Source organism: Pseudomonas khavaziana (genome assembly GCF_036704165.1).
In the GTDB taxonomy this organism is placed as follows: Bacteria; Pseudomonadota; Gammaproteobacteria; order Pseudomonadales; family Pseudomonadaceae; genus Aquipseudomonas; species Aquipseudomonas khavaziana.
Genome location: NZ_CP129946.1, coordinates 5802051 through 5823622 on the forward strand (window position 1 = coordinate 5802051; position 21572 = coordinate 5823622).

Sequence of the window (21572 nt, forward strand, 5' to 3'; positions counted from 1 at the left end):
ATTCAACGCATAGTTTATTTGATTAGTTTTTCCGGCCAGTAAACTCTGCGTTTATGAATACATCAGGTGATCGTTTAAAAGCGCTACTTCGGGAAGTTCATCTTTCCGCCTCCGACTTCGCCAAGAACCGCGGCGTCACGCCTCAACACGTGAACAACTGGTTCAAGCGCGGGGTTCCCATGGGCCGACTCAACGAAATCGCAGAACTGCTCTGCGTCTCCAGTCGATGGCTGCACGACGGCCGAGGCCCCAAACATCCGCCTGCCAACTACCTGTTGGAAGGTCCCACCGCAAGGATTGCAGCCACCCGCGAAGACACTGGCAAATACCTCACAGGCCCCGCCTGCCGCCCGGAAAAAACCGACGTGGAGATCGCCCTCCACCCCACATTCACCTCAACCGAACGCATCCGCATCTCGCTGCACACCCTCGAAACCCTCAACGTCAAACCCGACCGCGCGGTAGGCGCCTACATGGTCGACAACAGCATGATCGACATCATCCAACAAGGCGCCACCCTCGCCATCGACCGAGGCCGCACCCAAATCATCGACGGCGAAATCTACGCCGTCGAACACGACGGCATGCTACGCATCAAATACCTCTACAACCGCCCCGGCGGCGGCCTGCGCATGCGCAGCCACAACGCCACCGAACACCCGGACGAATACCTCAACCACGAAGAACGCTTCGAACAAAGCTTCAAAATCATCGGCTGGGTATTCTGGTGGTCCACCCTCAACAACCGCCGCCCACCGGTGCCGCTGGATGAACATCTATTGGGCTGGGAAGGCTCTAAATCGGAACCGGAGGTGGGCAACTGAGGTGAATGTGGGTATCATGCGCCGCACATTTGGCAGGGGTCGCTTTTAGCCGACGCCCTGCTGGCGAAGCGGAGGAGTTCCCGCGGATGCCCCTACTATTCAGCCCGACGCAATGTGGGCTGAGCGATTTGAAGGCTGCTGAGGCTTGTCAAAAACAAGCTGAGGCAGTCCCCGAGAAGCCGGCCACAAGCCGGCTTTTTAATGCCTGTAAGAATGCAGTTCAATTGCCTAACAGCTGCTGGACAATTGAATCGTCAACAAAAGCGGGCAGGTATCCTACCCACCCTTCAATACGCGTCATTTAGGCTGCAAACACTCCACAGCCCTATCCGCCACCATCTTCGCCATCTCCACCAAATGCATCACCGCCCTCTGTGGCGCAGCCACTGACTCGCCGATCACCTGCGACGTAGCCAGCGCACAATGCAGCAGCTCAGCCACCTGCACCCAGGCATCCTCGAAGCTCAGTTCTTCATTGACCGTAAATGGGTTGGTCGGGTGTGACGACAGCGTATCTGAACGAACGTTATCCATAGCAAAACTCCTAGCAGTAAGTGACTACCACCGTCCTTTCGCGACTAAACGAGCAGAGGTGGCGGCTGTACGCAGGTTAGTCGACCGGCCGCTAGGCACCGGCGCACCCGAGGATGCCCTGCGCACAGCCACCATAAAGTGCAGGCGAGAAGACACCTGTCTTTGGGATGGCGCGTGCGCCTAGCGAGGTCCGGGCGACTAAACCCGATCACTGAATTAGCAGTGACGGTCAGCAGCCTAGTCATCCAATTCCACTGGCGCAAGCGGTTGGGATTCTCTAGGAAACGTCCTGCAAATGAAAGGGATCGGACCTGCTGGCTACTCAAAATCAGGCAATTCACTTCTGTTCTGCACAGCAACCCGGAGGCCTGAAATCGGGCGCCAACCATTGTCCACTTTAAGTTGACAGTAAGACGCCTCCCACCCGATTTATCCCTCGTCACCCACCCATTAATCTGTGCCCATGTTGAACGCAACGCCTAACCAACCTAAACAAAAAAGGATTCAACCATGAGCACTGCAACCTACAACCGCTTGAACAAAGACGACGCCATTGTTCTGCTGGTCGACCACCAGACCGGCCTGATCTCCCTGGTGCAGGACTTCTCCCCCAACGAGTTCAAGAACAACGTGCTGGCCCTGGCTGACCTGGCCAAGTTCTTCAACTTGCCGACCATCCTCACCACCAGTTTCGAGCAAGGCCCTAACGGCCCGCTGGTGCCGGAGTTGAAGGAAATGTTCCCGGACGCGCCATATATCGCTCGCCCCGGTCAGATCAATGCCTGGGACAACGAGGATTTCGTCAAAGCGATCAAGGCCACCGGGCGTAAGCAGATCATCATTGCCGGTGTCGTGACGGATGTGTGCGTGGCGTTCCCGACCTTGTCGGCGCTGGCAGAAGGCTTTGAGGTGTTTGTGGTGACGGATGCATCCGGCACGTTCAACACCACGGTGCAGCAGGCGGCGTGGAGCCGGATGACGCAGGCCGGTGCGCAGTTGATGAACTGGTTCTCGGTGGCGTGTGAGTTGCACCGCGACTGGCGCAACGACATCGAAGGGCTGGGGAATCTGTTGTCCCAGCGGATTCCTAACTATCGCAATTTGATGAATGGGTATGCGGCGCTGACTGCCCAGCCTAAGTAAGTAACCACGCTGTATGACAAGCCTGCTTTGAGAAGCAGGCTTTTTCATTTCACGGCTTACCCGGCCAGCAATTGCCCAACCACCGCCTCCAGCTTCGCCACAGCTTCTACTCGCTTTGCAGTAGATATCCGCCTGACGTTATGCAGCTTCCATTGCACAGCAGGCAACTCTTCGATCCCAGGCAAATTCAACTTCGCCCAGTCAGGCTCTCCTTGTTTGAGCGAAATCAGAAAGGCGGCATCCTGCTCGCAGAATTGTTGCTGGATCGCAGTCAGCAAAGCCTCTCTGGTTACCTCTAATTCTTCAAGAGTGACCGGCGCTCGCGTCATGCCAGCAAATTCAGCCTGAAACATGTCCGCCAGTCGCTTCCACCGTGGAGCAAGCAGCTCAGCCATAGGCCGCCCATGACTGATCAAATACACCAGGAAGCCCTCAAAAATTTCGCGTGTCAGCCCTTCTTCTCGAAGCATCAACATCACGTCGAAAAGGTCCCTTGGATGTTGCCGATCCAGCGCAGCGCAGATTTTACCGCCGTAGAGGTCGGGCAAGGACACCACCGCTATCGAGGCAAACCCAAACTCATCCTCGACCAACGGCACTACGTCACGCTCCTGCGGCTGCAGGGCAGTCCCGCGCAGCACTGGCGAAACCTCAATTTTAATCTGGGCCTGAGCGTTTCTTACGAGAATCCGAAGCTCATCGCCTCGATTTGCTTGAACGGTCGCGATGCCCGAAGGGAGGCCTCGTGCTATGGCACCGGCAATGCGCTCCAACGCCTGACGAACGTCGGCCAATGCCTGCTGGCGGGCAGAGTTGGGCAGATACGCCAGGTCTATATCTACCGACAACCGAGGCAAGTCCCGCACAAACAGGTTAATGGCGGTCCCCCCTTTCAGTGCGAAACATCGTTCTGCCGCTACGTAAGGAATGACCTGCACTAGCAGACGAACCTGAGCGGCATAACGTGGTTCAAGTGGCATTGGCAAAACGCTCCGGAACGGTAATGAGGAACTCTTTATCGAGTCGACCGCCCCGGATGATTTGCCGCTTGCCCTTACCCATGTCGATGCTGGAACGATCTATACGCCCATACCACGCATGGTTCGCATTACGTGCCAGCAAAAGGAACACGCGTTTGACGCGGATCGAGTTGCACGCTTCAAGCAGTTTTTGCAGGCGTTTGGGACTGAGTGTGGCCAGACCGCTCAATACATCGGCCACACCGCTGAACAGCATTTCATCGTCGCTTTGATGGATAAGTTCAAGCACCGCACGCTCGGGGGTGGAGATTTTTAGCGCAAATTGGCGGTAAGGCACTTGAAAAATTTGTAACGCCATATCTTCCAGTTCCGCAAAGAGCGCGCCTCGGTAGAAATTTACCTGGGCCTCCCATTCGTGCTTGCGAAACCAGCCTGGCAGAAGGGCTTCTGGTGTGCCGAATAGATCGACTGTCTGCTTTCCGAAGGTCAGGTAGTGGCTGTAACCGGCCAGGCTCAACGCCGTCGCACCACCCGGCCAAATCTGCACCGTTGCGTCTTGTTGCAGTGCGGAGACACCGCCGTGCCAGTCAAGATCGTCGTCGCTGCGTTTCCACGCACCATGCCCCACACGCTCTACCCAGCCCGTGTGCTGATACTTTTGAATGAGGCTCGGCCCAACGCCGTGTTCGTGCAGCCACGCTTGGGTGGCAATGGAGCCCGGCGGCCATTCAGCGAGAAGATGGTTTATTTTCATGACAAATATCACCCTATAAGGGTATTTATATGAAAAATATTAAACCACGAGAATGCTGAGCATGACTATTCTTGCGAAGCTTTGATTGCAGCCGTGAATGGGGACGTCAATACCAAGGCGCGGTGACGCGGAGCGTCACTGGATGCGTTGCCACGCGGAGCGTGGGAACGTTCAACAAACTTCCTTAATCCAGGATCAAGTGCGGCAGAAACCGGCTTGAGTCCTTGGTGATCAAGCTATTGTCCTCGCGCACACCGATGCCGGCGGCCTGGTCGCCAATTACCCAAGACCCGATCAACGTGTAGCTGTCCCCAAAGCGCGGCAACGGCGCGAACTCCTGAAGGATGAATGGCGCATCCGTGTAGGGGCCGTCTTCTTTTACGATCAGGCCGTCGGCCGTTTGCAGCTCGATGTTCGCCCCTTCCCGGGAGAAGAACGGCTTGCGCACCCAGCCTTTTGGCACGGCTTTGCCTGGGTCGGTGTCCAGATGCGACGCGAGCAAATTCGGGTGGCCTTTGTTGAACTCCCATAACAGCGGCAGGATGCCCTTGTTGGAGAGGATGGACTTCCACGCCGGCTCGAAAAACTGCGTATCGCTCTCGGCAATGGCGGTGCCGAAGGGTTCGTGGAAGATGAACTCCCAGGCGTGCAGTTTGAACAGGTGGGGGATCCAGCGATCTTGTAGGTCGACGAAGCGGCCTTCGTTGGTCAGGCCGATGTCTTCGATGTCGATGTGGCGTGATTCGATGCCGACTTTTTCCGCGACGAGGCGCAGGTAGTCGGTGGTGCCTTTGTCTTCGATCGAGTCTTTCATCGAGGCGAAGTAGAACGGCTGGTTGACCTGCAGTTGGGCGAAGGCCTGGTGCAGTTTGGTGTCGATGCTGTTGAATTGGTCGGCGTGTTTGGGCAGCAGGCCGCGTTCGATGCATTGCTCGAGCCAACCCCACTGGAATGCCGCGGCCTCGTAGAGGCTGGTGGGGGTGTCGTAATTGAGCTCGAGCAGTTTGGCGGGGCCGGTGCCGTTGTAGGAGAAGTCCATGCGCCCGTACAGGTGCGGGTGGCCTTCGAGCCATGAGGTGCGGATCATGTCGTAGAAAGGCGCGGGGATGCTCAGGCGTTCGAGCAGTTCTTCGCTGTGGACCACCCGGGCCACGAGGTCCATGCACATGTCATGGATCTCGGTGGTGGGGTCTTCGAGGTCGCGCTCGATTTGCTGGAGCGTGAACTGGTAATACGCGCGCTCGTCCCAGTAGGGTTCGCCGTCGATGGTGTGGAACAGAAAGCCGAGGCTGTCGGCGGTCTGTTTCCAGTCATGACGCTCTGCGCAGTAGATCTTCTTCATGCCTGCCTTCCTTAACTGCTCGACCCGCCGCCGCCCCAGCCGCTGCGCGCACTGGCCTTGCTGCCGAAGCCGCCACGGGAGGTGGCCGAGGACACGGAGCTCGACTTGTTGGTGGAGCGCAGCGTGTTGGTGTAATTGCTGCTGCCGTACCGGGCCTGGTTGGAGCGGCCGAAGGTGGCCCCATTGGAGACGCGCTGGTTGAGCGTGGAGTTGCCGTAGTTGCCCCGATCATCGCGGTAGCGGTACACCGGCTCGGAACGGTAGCTGTTGCGGTTGTTGCTCAGCATGTTGCCGATCAGCAGGCCGGTGAGCAGGCTGCTGGTGGAGAAACCCGAGCCACCGCCGCTTGCTTGGGCATTGGTCGCTTGGGCATTGGCGGCGTCGACCTGGGATTGGGTCACCTGGCCTTCGGCGGTCAGTTCAAAGCCGCCGAGCCTTGGGATGTACTTGCCGGTGGAGTCTTGCTGGCACCAGTCGGCGACAAAGTCGGCATCGCAATCGGCCTGGCTGTCGTACACCGGCGCAATGCGGCGATGCTCGGCCATGGCGGTCATGTAGGCGTCCGAGCAGACGTCTACCGGGAGTTTTTCATCGGCGCATTGCTGCACCGATTGGAAGTTGTACTTCTTCTGCAAATCGTAGGTTTTTTCCGTTGGCCCGCAGCCGGATATCGCCATGGCGACCGACGCTGCCAGCGACAGCTGGACGTACTTGCTTCGTTTCATCGGGAGCTCCGTGCGCAATCAGTTCGAGGTGGGCGTCATGCACGCGGCATTCAACATGCCGACGCTGATGGCCACGGCGGCGACGTAGATGCCGGCCGCGAGCTCGCCGTTCTTGATGCGCTCTGACGTGCCTTTGAGCACCAGACTGGTGAGCAAAAATGCCAACAGTTGGACGACGGCTGCAATCACTGCCCAGACCACGAAGTCGACGAGGCTGACGGAGTAGGCAATCACGTTGCTGGCCGGGATGGCAAAACCGACGATGGCACCGCCCAGGGCAACCGCTGCGGATGTGTTGCCCGCCCGGATCAGCTCAAATTCCTTGTGCGGGGTGATACGGGTGTAGATGAACTGGAACAGCGCGAACAGTACCGCAGCCCCCAGGATGTAGAGGACAAAGCCGAACACGGCAGCTTTGTTCAGGGAAATGGAGAGAGCTTCTAGCATGGGATGCTTCCTTTTTTTAGAGCGCAGTCAGATCGGTTGTGTACAGCGAAATGCCCAGCGACGTGCTCAGGCTGATGGTGCCTTCGGCGTCTTCTTCGACGGAAAACAGCAAAAACTCGCGGCGGTCGGTCAGGCCGGTGTCGCGTGCGTATAGCATCGAACGGTGCTCGATGCTGTAGGACGCCTCCGGGCTGACGATTTGTTCGCTCATCGCCACCAATTCGGTCTGGCCGTCTTCGCTGCCCCACTCACGGAAGAACTCGACGCCGTCATGGGTGTAGGTTGGCAGCCCAATCAGGCTCTGCGGCCCCGCCAGCCGGCGCAGTTCTGCTTCACTGCTGACGGTGACATTGCTGAGGTAGTTGAACAGGATCACCGACTCGACCTGCCCGGCGATGTCACCGGTGGTGTGCACCTGCAGCCAATAGTCTTCGTCGTTCATGTAATAGCGCGACAACCAGGTCGACTGACCGAGGTCAACGGTGCCGTTGGCCCAGATTTCCTGGGAGCCGGGTATTACCACCGAGGTTTTCTCATCGAGCAACAGTTTCAGGCTCGTGTCGAACATCAGGCCTTTGCCCGGTGCCAGGCCCAATGGCCCGGTGACCGGCAGCGCCTGGCTGGCCGCCGCTTTAGAGTCAGTAGTGGCGTTCGGAGCTTCGAGCCCCATCAGTTGTTTAAACCATCCCATGGGAGATTTCCTTGAGCCGGGTGGAGGCGATATAGAAGAGTTCACCGCCCTCGACGCGGGTGGCGCTCGGCGGGTTGATCGCGGGTTGCTGGGCACCTTTGGCGCGATAGCCGATAAGGGTGGCGTTGTGCTGTTCTTTCAGCCGGGTGTACAGCTCGCCGAACGTGGTCTCAAAGGCCTCGGGCAGTTTCATCAGGTATTGGGTGGCGCCCTGCCCCACGCATAGCAGCTCATTGATGACGACTGATGAGCCGGGATCCTGAGAGGCACGCACCAGCATTTCAATCGCCATGCTTGAGGTGCATTCCAGACGGGGTGCGTAGGAACTGGCGAGTGCGGCGATTTCACTTTCGTTGAAGTGGGCGACTACATGCCCGACGGGGCTTAATTGATTGACCGCCAGCACGGTGGCCAGGGTGAGGTCGTCAGACGGGGTTCGCACCAGCACACGCTCGGCACCGGGAACGCCGGCACGCAGCAGCAATGCGGTGGAAGACAGGCTTTCACCGCGGATGAACGCCGCTTTGCCCGGCATCGGGTTTTCTTCGAGGGAGCAGTCGCAAATTACGATCAGGTTGTCGTTGGAGGTTTCATCTTGCAGCAACAACTCGATGACCCGTTCGCTGGACGCACCCTCCCAGCCGATGAGCACGGTATGGCCGACCTTGCCGGTGAAATCGCCTTTGCCCTTCATGCCTTTTCTCCATGCATCGATGACACTGCTGGTGGTTTTGCCGATGGCGGCCGTGAGCAGCGCAATACCGCCGAGCATGACCCAGGTTGCCACGAATATCCGCCCCACCGCGGTCTGCGGTGCGAGATCGCCATAGCCGACGGTCAGTGTGGTGGTCAGATAGAAGTAAACAAATGTCGCGGGGGCTGTGAGGTGTTGCTCGCCCAGGAACACCAGGCCCAGATAAGCCACGCCCAGGTGTACGCCCAAGGCAACGACCAGGCCTGCCCAGCCGAAGCGGTGAAAGAGGGACGAAGCGTACCGGCGCAATAAAAGAAAGATCGACATTTCATCCCTGGTTCCGTGGGTACTGGGTTCCTGACGAGGCGCTCGCCTCGGCATTTGGATGCTTAAGTGCGCTCACCCGGCATTAAACCTGCTGCGCGGTGCAGAGAGAAGTACCTTGGCGGCAATAAACCCGGCGAACGCGCCGAAGAGATGGCCTTCGAAGGAGACACCCTGCCGGGGCAGGAAGCCAAGGATCAGGCCGCCATACAATACCGCCACCACACCGGCGGTTATCAGGTTGCTCCAGCTTCTGTGGAACCAGGCACGCGACAGCAGGTAGGCCCATAGCCCGAATACCCAACCGCTGGCGCCGACGTGAATGCCTGCAAAACCGAACAGCCAGACCAACGCGCCACCCAGCACAATCACGATTGCGCTGACAGCAATGAAGCGGTGGAGCCCGTCGAGAATGACCAGGGTGCCCAGGACCAGAAAGGCAATCAGGTTTGCGCTCAGGTGGGCAAAGGACGCGTGCAGAAACGGTGAGGTGAGGATGCCGAGCAGGCCGTGCAGCGTTCGCGGGACCATCCCGAAGGCCATGAGACTGTAACCAGTCGCTACATTGAGCAGTTGCAGCGCGACCATCAAGAGGGCCAGGCCTGCGATTGTCTTGAAACCCTTGAAGGTATCCATCCTCACCTCGGCATAAAAAAGAAGGGCGCAAATGCCCTCCTTTCAGCGGTGTCGCTTATTCAGCCGACTTTTGCTTCAGACGCTCAAGAATCGCATTGGCGCTGCCTTCGTTCGGCGTGATGCCGGCGTCGCGCAGTTTGCGTTCCAGGTCAGTGCCCGTCGATGCCTCAGCCAGTTCATCCTGGGCTTGCAGTTCCGCGGCGCGCTGCTGCTGTTTGGCCTGCAAGCGATTCAGCGTACCAACGGCGGTTTCCAGCTTGCCGTTGGCGCCGCCGCTGGCAATGGATGCGCTGACCTGGGCCTTCTGCACGCTGTCGCGAGCCTTGGCCATGTCCACTTGCTGGCGCAGGCTTTTGATTCGGCTCTCGGCCTTGGTGATGTCCTTGCGCATGCTCTCGGCGTAGCCACCGAACTCGGCGGTCTGCTTTTGCTCGACGTCCCGCTCGTTGGTCAGGGTCGAAATGGCTTCGGCGACTTCCAGGGCCAGGTCTTCACGATTGGCCTGGATCGCGGCCATCGCCTTGGTCTCCAGGTCTTTGATCTTGGCGTCGTACTCGCCGACACGATCAGCGGCCAGTTTGTGCTTGGCCATGATGCTGACCAGCTCACGCTTGGCATTGGCCAGGGCGCTGTCAGCATCGCGGATTTCCTGGTCAAGGATGCGCAGGGCCTGTTGGTCGACGATCGATTCGCCAACTTCATTGGCACCGCCACGCAGCGCGGTGAACAATTTGCTCCAGATGGACTGAGTCATTAGGTTTTCCCGAATAATTAGTTGAAGAAACGTTCGAAGGCTTCGCTGGCGCGCTGCACGTTGTCGACCAGGGTTTTCACCTCGGTCACGATGTTGGTCAGGCTGGAGTCGGAGCTGAGTGCACCGAACATGTTGTAGACCACCTGCCCGTTGGGCATGGACTCGATGCCGATGGAAGACAACGGGAACATCTCCCGGCTGCGCAGCACCGCATCATTGAACTTGGCGACATCATTGATGGACTCGACGTCGACCAGCACGGTGTCCACGATGATCTGCTCGCCCACCACTGCGATGTAAATCGGCAGGCCGCCGAAGTCGTTCATTTCCAGCTTGATGCTGGACTCGGAGCCTTGGACGAGGGAAAGCGTAATGTCTTTGGACGTCACTTCATCCAGGGCCTGCAGCGCACTGAAGAGGCGATCGATGTTCCAGTTGGTACCTGCGCTCATGAAATTCTCCGACATGAATGAGCCAGCCAGAATCGGTTGGCGAAGCTGTTTCTCCATCTGCTTGAGCAAGCTTCGGTTTTCGGGAAGCACCCAAGCCTCGTGTTTCACATAACCGGCGGCCGCCAGGCCCGCGCGCATCTGCTTCATGTAAAAGCTCGATGGCTTTTTCGCAGACTGTTTCAAGCGCTCTCCCTGAAGGCTGGTTGAATCGGTATCGGGCCCTGCAGCAGGGCTCGATGGAGAGCTGCTTTTCATCTTACTGACCTCGCTGTGAAAAACTCACGCGTGAGAAAATCTACAGACAATGTTCGTCGCACTCAATAGCTCACGCGTGAGATTTTTCCGAAGATTTTCCGCCCATAGGCAAGACCATATCTTGTGAGTGACCAGGCATTGTCTCTTATGAGTTGACGGTATTACCTATTCCAGCCGATTTATCCCCCGTCGCCCACCCATTAATCTGTGCCCATGTTGAACGCAACGCCCAACCAACCTAAACAAAAAAGGATTCAACCATGAGCACTGCAACCTACAACCGCTTGAACAAAGACGACGCCATCGTACTGCTGGTCGACCACCAGACCGGCCTGATCTCCCTGGTGCAGGACTTCTCCCCCAACGAGTTCAAGAACAACGTGCTGGCCCTTGCGGACCTGGCCAAGTTCTTCAACCTGCCGACCATCCTCACCACCAGCTTCGAGCAAGGCCCCAATGGCCCGCTGGTGCCGGAGTTGAAGGAGATGTTCCCGGACGCGCCGTACATCGCCCGCCCTGGCCAGATCAACGCCTGGGACAATGAAGACTTCGTCAAGGCGATCAAGGCCACCGGTCGCAAGCAGATCATCATTGCCGGTGTGGTAACCGATGTGTGCGTGGCGTTCCCGACCTTGTCGGCGCTGGCGGAAGGCTTTGAAGTGTTTGTGGTGACGGATGCATCGGGCACGTTCAATACCACGGTGCAACAGGCGGCGTGGAGCCGGATGACCCAAGCCGGTGCACAGTTGATGAACTGGTTCTCGGTGGCCTGTGAGCTGCATCGCGACTGGCGCAACGACATCGAAGGCCTGGGGAACCTGTTGTCCCAGCGCATTCCTAACTATCGCAACTTGATGAATGGCTATGCGGCGCTGACTGCACAGCAGAAGTAAGCCAGCCGAGTGTGACGATAAGCCTGCCCTGAAAAGCAGGCTTTCGGCGTTGAGCAGAATCGCGGGCCAGATCCAATTGCGCCTTGGGCAGGCGGCTTTCAGTGTGCAGCACCAGGATGTCGCGCGAACAATTATGTTTGATTGTTTGAACGGCATACCAACGTCGAGTTTCGGGCCCAAGAAGTTTGCCCAACAGCGTGATTTGATGACACCAACGCAATTGTGCAAGCACCTGTTGCACAAATTCAGAATCCGGCCACGCCTCGGCAAAAGCGCGCATGTACTTGAGATTATGCGGCGAAAAACCTTGATGTCAGGAAAGGCCGCCCGCAGATCTTGCGCAAGACGGTCGCTCACTTTGCTACCCCAGCCTTGATCGGCCTGACGGGTCAAAATATCGCGGCCGATCTGCAAGTAGAGCAGCACCGGTTCACGGTTGACCGCGACCAATGGCCATTGAGTCGAAAAACGAGAGCGGCGTTCGCCGTGGTCCTTGACTCTCCCCTATACGGCACCCCCTACCCTGAATGCTCATTTCAGGAGCCTTCAGCATGAGTCAGCGCATCCTGGTCATTCTCGGCCACCCGTCCACCGATAGTTTTTGTTCAGCGCTCGCCCAGACTTATATCCACTCCGCGAAAACGGCAGGTCACGACGTACGCGTCCTACGCCTGGGTGACCTAAGGTTCGACCCCATCCTTCACCACGGTTATACCCAGGTCCAAGCGCTGGAGCCCGACCTGCTCAGCGCCCAAGCCGACGTTCTTTGGGCCGAGCACCTCACATGGGTTTTCCCTGTTTGGTGGGGTGGTATCCCGGCACTGATGAAAGGCTTCATCGACCGAGTTTTCCTACCCGGCTTCGCCTTCAAATACCGCGCAGGCAAGGCATTCCCTGACAAGCTGCTAAAGGGCCGAACCGCGCACTTGCTAGTGACCCTGGACACGCCGGCGTGGTATTACCGCTGGGTCTACCGCATGCCGGCCATCCACCAGATGCGTCGCACCACGCTGGCGCTGTGCGGCATCACGCCGAGCAAGACGCTGCTGTTTGGGCCGGTACTGGGCTCTACGCTGACGCTGCGGGCCAGGTGGCTGAAACAGGCCGGCGCATTATTTGAGAAAAGGAGTTTTCATGTACATCGGCAAAGCCGCGCAGTTGTCCGGCACGACCATCAAGGCGATTCGTCACTATGAGGCGATTGGATTAATCCCCGAGCCTCAACGCCAAGGCGGCTACCGTATTTACACGGCGCAGAGCGTGGAGCGATTGACCTTTATCAAATGCGCCCAGCAACTGGGTTTCAAACTCAAGGAGTTGCAGGAGATTTTGCTGGGGTACGACGGTGACGCCCTTCCCTGGCACCGGGCGGACCAAGCCATCGCCAACAAGAAGCACGCGCTGGCCGCGCAAATCGCCGCATTGCAACGGATGCACGCGGGGCTGATTGAGTTTGAAACCCAACTGAAAGACGCCCAAGGGCACTGCTCGTCAATCAGCAGCGTCGCCACTTGACGCAGCTTTTGCGCATGAGTTGACGCAGACTTTTGCGAGCCACTTGTAAGGGCTATCTGATTTTCCAAACCGTTCATCCAGCCGCTTTTCGCTACGGCAGACTCCGACGCCTTGCCTTCTGTCGAGACGTCATGGATGACCCACGCTGCCCACATTGCCGCTATCGAACATGAACTGGATGGTTTCCATCAGAGCCTGGTGGAGTACCGCCAGCAGATAGGTGCCTGGTATTCGCGTGCGCTGGATTCGGTCAGCCATGCAGCGGATATGCCGTCGTTGCTGGGCATGGACCGAGTGTTACGGACTGGGGATTCGCAGCGTTCGGTAAGCCTCAGCGACGCGGATTTTTCCACCGTCGCCCGCTGCCCGGTGGGTGGCGTGCTGAAGATCGAGAGCAAATTCGAATCAGCGTATGACGTGCCGATTGGCGATATTCCGGTCGAGGTGATCGGCCTGGACGACGGCAGTTCCGCGGGGGTGATACTCGATGAGCACGGCAAGGGTTCGCACTACTGCGCTGCCGGCGGGCGCTATCAGGTGCGGGTTCAAGGTGGCGTTTCAGCGCAGCAAGTGGACGACTTGTTTACCTCCTATGCCGGGCTGACGGCGGACTTGGAGCAGTGGCTTCGGTGGCAGTGGAAAGGCTTCAAACCCCACTGGGAACGTTCTACTGCCAGCGCGATTGGCAGCGGCGTGCTGGCGGGCAGTTGGGCGGCGATCCATGACGTGTGGGACAGCATCAAGCTGGTGCAGGCGATGCTTGAAGACCCGTTGAAGTACGTCGAGCAACTGGGTAGCGAAGCGGCCAAGTTAGCGCAGATCGCCACCGATGCGCCCAAGGTCATGGAGCAGGCGATGCTGCTGGCCAGTGATGAAGCGGCGCTGTACCTGTTACTGCGCACCGCCATGATCTGGCTGGACGCGTTATCGCCCAGTGAAGTTGCGCAGGCAGCCGCCAGTTTTATGGTGTCGCTGCTGATTGACCTGGTGATTGGCGCAGTGCTGACCATCGCTTTGCCGGCGGCGGGCGTGGCGTATTTGAGCATGCGCCTGGTCAAGTACGGCAAGTGGATTCTTGAGGCGGCCGTGGGCTTCGTGAAGGGCGTGCTGGCGATCCTCACGAAGTTCATGCAGGCGGTGGACCGCTACAAAGCGGTGGCGGTTCGCGGTGTGGTCGGCTGGGTGAAACAAGGCACGATGCAGATGCGCTGGAAGGCCCGGCAGAACGCAGTGCTGAAGCAGAAAGAGCGTGTGGATGATGTGCCTGTCGTGGCTTCGAATCCCAAGGGGGATGCGACGGCGCCTGCGGACAAGACCGTAACCAACGGCTGCCCTGTGTCTATGGTCACCGGGGAGGAATTGCTGACCTTCACCGATGGTGCGCTGGACGGGATCTTGCCGTTTGAGTGGACACGGTTGTATCGCACCAGTGCGGTGGAAGTGGATTGTGGGTTGGGGTTTGGCTGGAGTCACGCGCTGGCGCATCGACTGGTTATTTCTGGCGACTCGGTGGTGTGGACGGACCATGAGAATCGCTCGACCACCCTACCCTTGCCCACAGCGGCTCGACCGGCGATCACCAATAGCCTGGCCGAAGCGGCGATCTACCTGGGCTCGACGCCTGATGAACTGGTGCTGGCCCAGGCGTCGCGATTTTATCACTTTCGCGACGGGGTGCTGGTCTCGATCAGTGATGCGTATGACAACCGCCTGCGCATTGTGCGTGATCGCTCCGGGCGGATTGAGCGGTTGGATAACGGTGCCGGCCGTTCGCTGCTGCTGCGTTATGAAATGGATCGCATCGTGGCGGTGGACTACCAGGTTCATCGCGCCAAAGGCCGTGATCCCTACGTCTGGGAGACCGAGCAGAACGTCGTTTCCTACGCTTATGACGAAGATGGACGACTGGTTTGCGCGACCAATGCTGTCGGGGAAAGCGAGCGTTATCGCTACGACGAGCAGCACGTCATTGTCGAGCGGCAGTTGGCCGGTGGGGCGAGTTTCTTTTGGGCGTGGGAAGGCTCCGGCAAAGCCGCACGCTGTGTCCGGCATTGGGCGAGTTTTTCGCAGATGGACACGCGTTATGCCTGGGCGGATGACGGTCGTGTCACCGTGCATAACGCTGATGGTAGCCAGGAAGTGTATGTCCACGACGACCGGGCGCGGTTGGTACAGCGCATTGATCCGGATGGCGCCCAGCACTTCAAATCCTACGATAAAAAAGGCCGGCTGACCGTCGAGCAAGATCCGCTGGGCGCGGTGACGGCCTATCAGTACGACGAAGCCGGACGCTTGGTGGCGCTGTTTCCGGGGGATGACGAGCCGACTTCCTACGAGCATGACAACGGTTTCGTACGGGTTGTCAGGCGCGGCGAGGCGGTCTGGAAATATGAGCGTAATAGCCAGGGCGATGTTACGCGTAGGACCGATCCCGATGGGCAGGTCACGGACTACAGCTACAACAAACGCGGGCAGTTAACCGGAGTTTGGTACCCCGATCACAGTTGTCATCGGCTGGTGTGGAATGAGCGTGGGCAGTTGCTCGAAGAACAACTGCCCAATGGCGGGATCAAGCGTTATCGCTATGACGATTTAGGGCGGCAGGTTGCCCGTGAGGATGAATACGGGGCGCTGACCCGTTACGAATGGGACGCCGTAGGACGTCTGCTGAAACTGACCCAGCCCGGCGGCGCTTGCCGGGAATTGAGCTACAACCCCTACGGAAAAATCATCGCCGAGCGCGATGAACTCGGCCACGTCACCCGCTACGAATACGCCGACGGCCTGCACCTGATCAGCCGCCGCCTCCACGCCGACGGCACCCAGGTCAAATACCGCTACGACAACGTTCGCTTACTGCTCACCGAGATCGAAAACGAAGTCGGCGAAACCTACCAGCTCACCTATCACCCCAACGGCCTGCTCCAACAGGAAACCGGCTTCGACGGCCAGCGCACCGCCTACGTCTACGACCTCAACGGCAACCTGCAGGAAAAGACCGAACACGGTGACGACGGCAGTCAGCTCATTACCCGCTACGAGCGCGACCACGCCGGCCGCCTCGTCCGAAAAACCCTGCCCGATGGCAGCGTGGTTGATTATGCCTACGACCGCCAAGGCAACCTCCTCAGCGTCGAAGACGGCCACTGGGCGCTGGCCTACGAGTACGACCGCCAAAACCGCCTCACCGCCGAGCACCAAGGCTGGGGCACCTTGCGCTACGGCTACGACGTCTGCGGCCAGCTGAAAAACCTGCGTCTGCCCGACAACAACCGCCTCACCTTCAACCACGACAAAGGCGGCCACCTCGCCACCGTCGAGCTCAACGGCGAAGTGCTCACCTCGCACCTGTTCCGTGCCGGTCGTGAACACCAACGCCAACAAGGCCAGCTGCTCAGCCACTACCACTACGACGACCAGCACCGCCTGCACGCCCACGCCATCACCCAACAACAAAACCACCGCTACCAGCGCCAATACGACTACGACAAAAGCGGCAACCTCACCCGCCTGCTCGACACCCGCAAAGGCGAACATCGCTACCACTACGACCCCCTCGCCCGCCTGACCCGCGCCGACCATTCGCAGGACGTGCAGGAACGCTTCGCCCACAACCCGGCCGGCAACCTGCTCATGCAAGACCGCCCCGGCCCGGACATCGTCGCGGCGAACCGCCTGGTGATCCAGGGCGACCGCCACTACGACTACGACGCCTTCGGCAACCTGATCCGCGAACGACGCGGCAAAGGCCAGCAACTCGTCACTGAATACCGCTACGACTGCCAGCACCGGCTGATCAGCGTGACAAAGCCCAACGGCGAAACCGCCAGTTACCGCTATGACCCGTTTGGGCGGCGCATCAGCAAGACCGTGGACGGCAAGATCACCGAGTTTTTCTGGCAAGGCGACAAGCTGATTGCCGAACACCATGCGGATTGTCATCGCAGCTACATCTACGAACCGAACAGCTTTCGTCCACTGGCACTGCTGGAAGGCTTCGGCCCAAAAGCCACAACGCCCTACCACTACCAACTCGACCACCTCGGCACACCGCAAGAACTCACCGACACCGCAGGCGAAATCGTCTGGTCCGCCCACTACCGCGCCTACGGCCAGATCGCCCGGCTCGACGTAGGCAAGATCGACAATCCACTGCGTTTTCAGGGACAGTATTTCGATCAGGAAAGCGGGCTGCACTACAACCGCCATCGCTACTACAATCCAGATATCGGTCGTTACCTGACGCCAGATCCGGTGAAGTTGGCGGGTGGGATCAATGGTTACCAGTACGTGCCCAATCCTACGGGATGGGTGGATCCGCTAGGTTTGAGTAAATGTCCTGGGGAGGACGGATGCAAACCGCAAGCAGAAGTTGAAGATCCAGCAGATGCAGCTAAGGTAAATACAGGCGAACCAAACCAGCCAATTGTAACAACCCGTCCAACAGAGTTTGCCAACAAGCAAAAACTAAACGAGCATTACGAAAAGCATGGGCCAGAATTCGGAGTAGAGACCCCCAATGAATATTTAGTCACGGCACGACATGTCGTGAACGAAGGCATTCCTGTCAATTACCTCTACAAAAGCAAATCGACAACAGGATATGTTTTACTCATGGGAACGAATAGAACGGGCCAAGCGAAATTTGCATTCGCGGGTACGAATGCAGATGGCAACATAACCACCTTACATACCAAAAGCGGGAAAGACTTCTGGAGGATGATAAATGGCGACGCCACTGACAAAACCATCAGACCTTACAACCAATAATTATAAAAAAGCAAAGGTCGTAGCGCTCAACGAACATATAGAAGAAGACGTGACCCTGAACATCGACGGAACGACTATAAACTGCTTCGCCAGCTATTGCCCCTACGATCTTGAAGTGGGTAAAACATATGATATAGAACTTACATTAAATCTTTCCGAAAACTACGAAATTGAACGGACTGGCAAAACTAAAACGTTGATAAAACATACAAATCGCGGTTATTCCTATGTACTCTACGGAGACCTGCGCAATGAAATCTTAATGACCTTCACATCTCTTAATGTCGAGGGCATACAATATGACCACCCCGAATGCAACGACCACTTTATCAAACTAAAAGTCGAAAGAATCGACGCCTGTTTTCACTGAAATGCGAAATAGCTCGCGCAATCGGCTCACCAAATGAGCCGAATAACCCCCTCTATTCGGCTCACCCCACCCAGGCATTCCTCCATGGATCACCCACGCTGAACCTGGCAACACGCCACCTGGCCGACCTACTGGAAAAAAACTGCCTGACACGCCTCCCCGGAGGCGGCCGCAGCACGCGTTATCGGATCAATCCCACCCACGAGTAGCCCCCTACTCATTTGCCCCCATCCCCCATGTCTGCTAGTGTCGCGCCGGTTTACCGTCTACCGGAATTGCCGCCATGGCCCGCAAAAAAGTTGCACTGGATTTCGAACAATCCCTCGCCGACCTGCAAACCCTGGTCGAGCGGCTGGAGAACGGCGAGTTGTCGCTGGAGGACTCGTTGACGGCGTTTGAGCAGGGCATCGGCCTGACCCGCGACTGCCAGAGCGCGTTGGCGCAGGCGGAGCAGAAGGTCCAGGTGTTGCTGGAGCGTGATGGGGAGTTGGCCGAAGAACCTTTCGATGCGGAACAGCCGGAATGATCGACGCGTACCAGGCCAGTAGCCAAGCCCGGGTGAATGCCGCGCTGGAGCCCTTGTTTGTTGCGCCAAGCCCAGAAATGGCGCGCCTCTATGAAGCCATGCGCTACAGCGTCATGAATGGCGGCAAGCGTGTACGCCCGTTGCTGGCCTATGCAGCGTGTGAAGCCCTGGGTGCGCCTGCCGAAGAAGCCAATGGGGCCGCCTGCGCGGTGGAGTTGATCCACGCCTATTCCCTGGTGCATGACGATTTACCGGCTATGGACGACGACGATTTGCGTCGCGGCCAGCCCACCACCCATAAAGCTTTTGATGAAGCCTATGCGATCCTGGCCGGTGATGGTTTACAGAGCCTGGCGTTCAGCGCATTGCTGGACCCGCGCCTGAGCAGCGTCAACGCCGAGATCCGCCTGCGCATGGTAACCGCCTTGGCCCACGCTGCAGGCCCGGCCGGTATGGTCGGAGGGCAAGCCATCGATATGGGTTCGGTCAGTCTCAAGCTGGATCAAGAAGCCCTCGAACACATGCATCGCCACAAGACCGGCGCGCTGATCGAAGCCGCTGTGCATCTGGGCGCCTTGGCCAGTGGACGTGCCCAAGCCGCGCAGTTGGCGGCCCTGCAAACCTATTCCCGGGCTATCGGCCTGGCGTTCCAGGTACAGGACGACATTCTCGATGTAGAAAGTGACACGGCTACCCTGGGCAAACGCCAAGGCGCGGATATCGCACGGGACAAGCCGACATACCCTGCATTGCTTGGGCTGCAAGCCGCCAAGGCATATGCCATTGAACTGCGTGACCAGGCCCTGGATGCCCTGCGACCTTTCGACGCGGCGGCCGAGCCCCTGCGGGACCTGGCGCGGTATATCGTCGAGCGCCGCCACTGACAACCCCGGCCATTTGCGCCGCATATCGGCCAAGTTCGGCGCTCTGCGTGGGCAGTTTGCACGGCTTGAGGTAAACTGCCGCCTCTTCTATACCTATAACGATTCGCCTGATGCCCACGACGTTTCAAGAGATTCCCCGCAAACGCCCGTCCACGCCCTTGCTCGACCGCGCTGCCACGCCGGACGGCCTGCGTCGACTGGGTGAAGCCGAGCTGGAAACCCTGGCCGATGAGTTGCGCCTGGAATTGCTCTACACGGTCGGCCAGACCGGTGGGCATTTCGGCGCCGGGCTGGGCGTGATCGAGCTGACCATCGCCCTGCATTACGTGTTCGACACCCCGGATGACCGGCTGGTGTGGGACGTGGGCCATCAGGCGTATCCACACAAGATCCTCACCGGCCGTCGCGAGCGCATGGGCAGCCTGCGCCAGAAGGATGGCCTGGCCGCCTTCCCGCGCCGTTCGGAGAGCGAATACGACACCTTTGGCGTCGGCCACTCCAGCACCTCCATCAGTGCAGCGCTGGGCATGGCGATTGCCGCCCGTCTGCAAGGCAGCGAGCGCAAGGCCATTGCCGTGATCGGCGATGGCGCGCTGACCGCCGGCATGGCCTTTGAAGCGCTCAACCACGCGCCGGAAGTGGACGCCAACATGTTGGTGATCCTCAACGACAACGACATGTCGATCTCGCGTAATGTCGGGGGCCTGTCCAATTACCTGGCGAAGATTCTTTCCAGCCGCACCTACGCCAGCATGCGCGAAGGCAGCAAAAAAGTGCTCTCGCGCCTGCCTGGCGCGTGGGAAATCGCCCGTCGCACCGAAGAATACGCCAAGGGCATGCTGGTGCCCGGCACCCTGTTCGAAGAGCTGGGCTGGAACTACATCGGCCCTATCGACGGCCACGACCTGCCGACACTGATCGCCACCTTGCGTAACATGCGTGACCTCAAGGGCCCGCAGTTCCTGCATATCGTCACCAAGAAAGGCAAAGGCTTCGCCCCGGCGGAAGTCGACCCGATTGGCTATCACGCGATCACCAAGCTTGAGCCCCTGGACGCCCCCGCCGCTGCGCCTAAAAAAGCCAGCGGGCCGAAGTACTCCGGTGTGTTCGGCGAATGGCTGTGCGACATGGCCGCCGCCGACCCGCGCCTGGTGGGCATTACCCCGGCAATGAAGGAAGGCTCCGACCTGGTTGCGTTCAGCGAGCGTTTCCCGCTGCGTTACTTCGACGTGGCGATTGCCGAGCAGCACGCCGTCACCTTCGCTGCCGGCATGGCCTGCGAAGGCGCCAAGCCGGTGGTGGCGATCTACTCCACCTTCCTGCAGCGCGGTTATGACCAGCTTGTTCACGATGTGGCGGTACAGAATCTCGATGTGCTGTTCGCCATCGACCGCGCCGGCCTGGTGGGCGAAGACGGCCCGACCCACGCCGGTAGTTTCGACCTGTCCTACCTGCGCTGCATCCCTGGCATGCTGGTGATGACGCCGAGCGACGAGAACGAACTGCGCAAGATGCTCAGCACCGGCCACCTGTACAACGGCCCAGCCGCCGTGCGTTATCCGCGGGGCAATGGCCCGAATGCGGTGATCGACAAAGACCTGGAGCCGATTGAGATCGGTAAAGGCATCGTGCGGCGCCAAGGCAGCAAAACCGCATTCCTGGTATTTGGCGTGCAACTGGCCGAAGCGCTGAAAGTCGCCGAGAAGATCGACGCCACTGTGGTCGACATGCGTTTCGTCAAACCGCTGGATGAAGCCCTGGTGCGCGAGATCGCCGCCAGCCATGAGCTGCTGGTGACGGTGGAAGAGAACGCGATCATGGGCGGCGCCGGTGCGGCGGTCAGCGAATTCCTGGCGCGGGAGAACACCCTCAAGTCGGTGCTGCACCTGGGCCTGCCGGATTTGTACGTCGAGCATGCCAAGCCGGCGCAGATGCTGGCTGAGTGCGGGCTGGATGAGGCCGGCATCGAAGCCTCAGTGCGCGAGCGCATGGCGCTGCTGGGCCTGTAGAAACCGGGACTAAAATGTGGGAGGGGGCTTGCCCCCGATGAGGGAGTGTC

The 21572-nt window shown here is 58.9% G+C and carries 21 protein-coding genes and 2 pseudogenes; 11 read left to right on the forward strand and 12 right to left on the reverse strand.

The window, feature by feature from the left end:
- Positions 1-53 precede the first annotated feature (53 nt).
- Complete coding sequence (locus QYQ93_RS25840) at positions 54-824, forward strand: LexA family transcriptional regulator (RefSeq protein WP_338475785.1); 771 nt, start codon at positions 54-56, stop codon at positions 822-824.
- 297 nt (positions 825-1121) lie between these two features.
- Here the strand turns inward: QYQ93_RS25840 and QYQ93_RS25845 are convergent, their stop codons facing one another.
- Positions 1122-1358, reverse strand: coding sequence for a hypothetical protein (locus QYQ93_RS25845; protein WP_057711958.1), 237 nt, complete (start codon positions 1356-1358; stop codon positions 1122-1124).
- A gap of 510 nt (positions 1359-1868) precedes the next feature.
- Here QYQ93_RS25845 and ycaC (QYQ93_RS25850) point away from each other — a divergent pair.
- Positions 1869-2501 (forward strand): isochorismate family cysteine hydrolase YcaC, encoded by a 633-nt coding sequence (gene ycaC, locus QYQ93_RS25850; RefSeq protein ID WP_198714466.1) that lies wholly within the window; start codon positions 1869-1871, stop codon positions 2499-2501.
- 56 nt (positions 2502-2557) lie between these two features.
- On the opposite strand, the gene QYQ93_RS25855 is transcribed toward ycaC (QYQ93_RS25850), so the two are convergent.
- The 10 genes from QYQ93_RS25855 to QYQ93_RS25900 form a co-directional block, all read right to left on the reverse strand.
- Positions 2558-3481, reverse strand: a complete 924-nt coding sequence (locus tag QYQ93_RS25855; RefSeq protein ID WP_338475786.1) for a nucleotidyl transferase AbiEii/AbiGii toxin family protein — start codon at positions 3479-3481, stop codon at positions 2558-2560.
- A complete protein-coding gene (locus tag QYQ93_RS25860) occupies positions 3471-4235 on the reverse strand; it encodes a type IV toxin-antitoxin system AbiEi family antitoxin domain-containing protein (RefSeq protein ID WP_338475787.1) in 765 nt (254 codons plus the stop codon). Before QYQ93_RS25860 ends, QYQ93_RS25855 begins: the two co-directional genes overlap by 11 nt.
- Before the next feature lie 184 nt (positions 4236-4419).
- Complete coding sequence (locus tag QYQ93_RS25865; protein ID WP_043048029.1) at positions 4420-5577, reverse strand: glutathionylspermidine synthase family protein; 1158 nt, start codon at positions 5575-5577, stop codon at positions 4420-4422.
- Between the two features lie 11 nt (positions 5578-5588).
- Positions 5589-6302: a DUF1190 domain-containing protein gene (locus QYQ93_RS25870; RefSeq protein ID WP_043048031.1), complete on the reverse strand. Its 714-nt coding sequence runs from the start codon at positions 6300-6302 to the stop codon at positions 5589-5591.
- An 18-nt stretch (positions 6303-6320) separates the two neighbouring features.
- Entirely contained in the window at positions 6321-6749 is a 429-nt protein-coding gene (locus tag QYQ93_RS25875; protein WP_043048033.1) for a DUF350 domain-containing protein, read from the reverse strand.
- A 16-nt stretch (positions 6750-6765) separates the two neighbouring features.
- On the reverse strand, positions 6766-7440 hold the full coding sequence (locus tag QYQ93_RS25880) for a DUF2491 family protein (RefSeq protein ID WP_338475789.1): 675 nt from the start codon (positions 7438-7440) through the stop codon (positions 6766-6768).
- Positions 7427-8461 (reverse strand): ion channel, encoded by a 1035-nt coding sequence (locus tag QYQ93_RS25885; protein WP_338475790.1) that lies wholly within the window; start codon positions 8459-8461, stop codon positions 7427-7429. The genes QYQ93_RS25880 and QYQ93_RS25885 overlap by 14 nt, the downstream gene beginning before the upstream one ends.
- 72 nt (positions 8462-8533) lie before the next feature.
- A complete protein-coding gene (locus QYQ93_RS25890; RefSeq protein ID WP_043048038.1) occupies positions 8534-9094 on the reverse strand; it encodes a rhomboid family intramembrane serine protease in 561 nt (186 codons plus the stop codon).
- Between the two features lie 55 nt (positions 9095-9149).
- The gene (locus QYQ93_RS25895; RefSeq protein ID WP_043048039.1) at positions 9150-9848 is read right to left on the reverse strand and encodes a PspA/IM30 family protein; all 699 of its coding nucleotides are present in this window, start codon (positions 9846-9848) and stop codon (positions 9150-9152) included.
- Positions 9849-9865: 17 nt separating this feature from the next.
- Positions 9866-10447, reverse strand: coding sequence for a YjfI family protein (locus tag QYQ93_RS25900; RefSeq protein ID WP_043048040.1), 582 nt, complete (start codon positions 10445-10447; stop codon positions 9866-9868).
- 368 nt (positions 10448-10815) lie between these two features.
- Here QYQ93_RS25900 and ycaC (QYQ93_RS25905) point away from each other — a divergent pair, with 368 nt between their 5' ends.
- Entirely contained in the window at positions 10816-11448 is a 633-nt protein-coding gene (ycaC, locus tag QYQ93_RS25905; RefSeq protein ID WP_034117703.1) for an isochorismate family cysteine hydrolase YcaC, read from the forward strand.
- A 55-nt stretch (positions 11449-11503) separates the two neighbouring features.
- Here the strand turns inward: ycaC (QYQ93_RS25905) and QYQ93_RS25910 are convergent.
- Positions 11504-11895 (reverse strand): annotated as a pseudogene (locus QYQ93_RS25910) (DUF1016 N-terminal domain-containing protein); the annotation flags it as partial.
- Between the two features lie 104 nt (positions 11896-11999).
- Here QYQ93_RS25910 and QYQ93_RS25915 point away from each other — a divergent pair.
- The 8 genes and pseudogenes from QYQ93_RS25915 to dxs all read left to right on the forward strand — a co-directional run bounded on the left by QYQ93_RS25915 (position 12000) and on the right by dxs (position 21522).
- A complete protein-coding gene (locus QYQ93_RS25915) occupies positions 12000-12644 on the forward strand; it encodes an NAD(P)H-dependent oxidoreductase (RefSeq protein WP_338475791.1) in 645 nt (214 codons plus the stop codon).
- Positions 12583-12963: a MerR family transcriptional regulator gene (locus tag QYQ93_RS25920; protein WP_338475792.1), complete on the forward strand. Its 381-nt coding sequence runs from the start codon at positions 12583-12585 to the stop codon at positions 12961-12963. Before QYQ93_RS25915 ends, QYQ93_RS25920 begins: the two co-directional genes overlap by 62 nt.
- 135 nt (positions 12964-13098) lie before the next feature.
- The gene (locus tag QYQ93_RS25925; protein WP_338475793.1) at positions 13099-17733 is read left to right on the forward strand and encodes an RHS repeat-associated core domain-containing protein; all 4635 of its coding nucleotides are present in this window, start codon (positions 13099-13101) and stop codon (positions 17731-17733) included.
- Positions 17690-18103 carry a hypothetical protein gene (locus QYQ93_RS25930; protein ID WP_338477303.1) on the forward strand — a complete coding sequence of 138 codons (414 nt, stop codon included), beginning with the start codon at positions 17690-17692 and terminating at the stop codon, positions 18101-18103. Before QYQ93_RS25925 ends, QYQ93_RS25930 begins: the two co-directional genes overlap by 44 nt.
- A 107-nt stretch (positions 18104-18210) precedes the next feature.
- Positions 18211-18312 (forward strand): annotated as a pseudogene (locus tag QYQ93_RS25935) (hypothetical protein); the annotation flags it as partial.
- Between the two features lie 74 nt (positions 18313-18386).
- The gene (locus QYQ93_RS25940) at positions 18387-18629 is read left to right on the forward strand and encodes an exodeoxyribonuclease VII small subunit (protein ID WP_003176346.1); all 243 of its coding nucleotides are present in this window, start codon (positions 18387-18389) and stop codon (positions 18627-18629) included.
- A complete protein-coding gene (gene ispA, locus QYQ93_RS25945; protein WP_043051116.1) occupies positions 18626-19513 on the forward strand; it encodes a (2E,6E)-farnesyl diphosphate synthase in 888 nt (295 codons plus the stop codon). The genes QYQ93_RS25940 and ispA overlap by 4 nt, the downstream gene beginning before the upstream one ends.
- Before the next feature lie 110 nt (positions 19514-19623).
- Positions 19624-21522, forward strand: a complete 1899-nt coding sequence (gene dxs / locus QYQ93_RS25950) for a 1-deoxy-D-xylulose-5-phosphate synthase (protein ID WP_338475794.1) — start codon at positions 19624-19626, stop codon at positions 21520-21522.
- The last annotated feature ends 50 nt before the right edge of the window (positions 21523-21572 follow it).

Bases quoted from the DNA above. Each gene is read 5' to 3' on its own strand.
- QYQ93_RS25840 (WP_338475785.1), top strand. From the start codon at position 54: ATGAATACATCAGGTGATCGTTTAAAAGCGCTACTTCGGGAAGTTCAT.
- QYQ93_RS25845 (WP_057711958.1), bottom strand. From the start codon at position 1,358: ATGGATAACGTTCGTTCAGATACGCTGTCGTCACACCCGACCAACCCA.
- ycaC (WP_198714466.1), top strand. From the start codon at position 1,869: ATGAGCACTGCAACCTACAACCGCTTGAACAAAGACGACGCCATTGTT.
- QYQ93_RS25855 (WP_338475786.1), bottom strand. From the start codon at position 3,481: ATGCCACTTGAACCACGTTATGCCGCTCAGGTTCGTCTGCTAGTGCAG.
- QYQ93_RS25860 (WP_338475787.1), bottom strand. From the start codon at position 4,235: ATGAAAATAAACCATCTTCTCGCTGAATGGCCGCCGGGCTCCATTGCC.
- QYQ93_RS25865 (WP_043048029.1), bottom strand. From the start codon at position 5,577: ATGAAGAAGATCTACTGCGCAGAGCGTCATGACTGGAAACAGACCGCC.
- QYQ93_RS25870 (WP_043048031.1), bottom strand. From the start codon at position 6,302: ATGAAACGAAGCAAGTACGTCCAGCTGTCGCTGGCAGCGTCGGTCGCC.
- QYQ93_RS25875 (WP_043048033.1), bottom strand. From the start codon at position 6,749: ATGCTAGAAGCTCTCTCCATTTCCCTGAACAAAGCTGCCGTGTTCGGC.
- QYQ93_RS25880 (WP_338475789.1), bottom strand. From the start codon at position 7,440: ATGGGATGGTTTAAACAACTGATGGGGCTCGAAGCTCCGAACGCCACT.
- QYQ93_RS25885 (WP_338475790.1), bottom strand. From the start codon at position 8,461: ATGTCGATCTTTCTTTTATTGCGCCGGTACGCTTCGTCCCTCTTTCAC.
- QYQ93_RS25890 (WP_043048038.1), bottom strand. From the start codon at position 9,094: ATGGATACCTTCAAGGGTTTCAAGACAATCGCAGGCCTGGCCCTCTTG.
- QYQ93_RS25895 (WP_043048039.1), bottom strand. From the start codon at position 9,848: ATGACTCAGTCCATCTGGAGCAAATTGTTCACCGCGCTGCGTGGCGGT.
- QYQ93_RS25900 (WP_043048040.1), bottom strand. From the start codon at position 10,447: ATGAAGCAGATGCGCGCGGGCCTGGCGGCCGCCGGTTATGTGAAACAC.
- ycaC (WP_034117703.1), top strand. From the start codon at position 10,816: ATGAGCACTGCAACCTACAACCGCTTGAACAAAGACGACGCCATCGTA.
- QYQ93_RS25915 (WP_338475791.1), top strand. From the start codon at position 12,000: ATGAGTCAGCGCATCCTGGTCATTCTCGGCCACCCGTCCACCGATAGT.
- QYQ93_RS25920 (WP_338475792.1), top strand. From the start codon at position 12,583: ATGTACATCGGCAAAGCCGCGCAGTTGTCCGGCACGACCATCAAGGCG.
- QYQ93_RS25925 (WP_338475793.1), top strand. From the start codon at position 13,099: ATGACCCACGCTGCCCACATTGCCGCTATCGAACATGAACTGGATGGT.
- QYQ93_RS25930 (WP_338477303.1), top strand. From the start codon at position 17,690: ATGGCGACGCCACTGACAAAACCATCAGACCTTACAACCAATAATTAT.
- QYQ93_RS25940 (WP_003176346.1), top strand. From the start codon at position 18,387: ATGGCCCGCAAAAAAGTTGCACTGGATTTCGAACAATCCCTCGCCGAC.
- ispA (WP_043051116.1), top strand. From the start codon at position 18,626: ATGATCGACGCGTACCAGGCCAGTAGCCAAGCCCGGGTGAATGCCGCG.
- dxs (WP_338475794.1), top strand. From the start codon at position 19,624: ATGCCCACGACGTTTCAAGAGATTCCCCGCAAACGCCCGTCCACGCCC.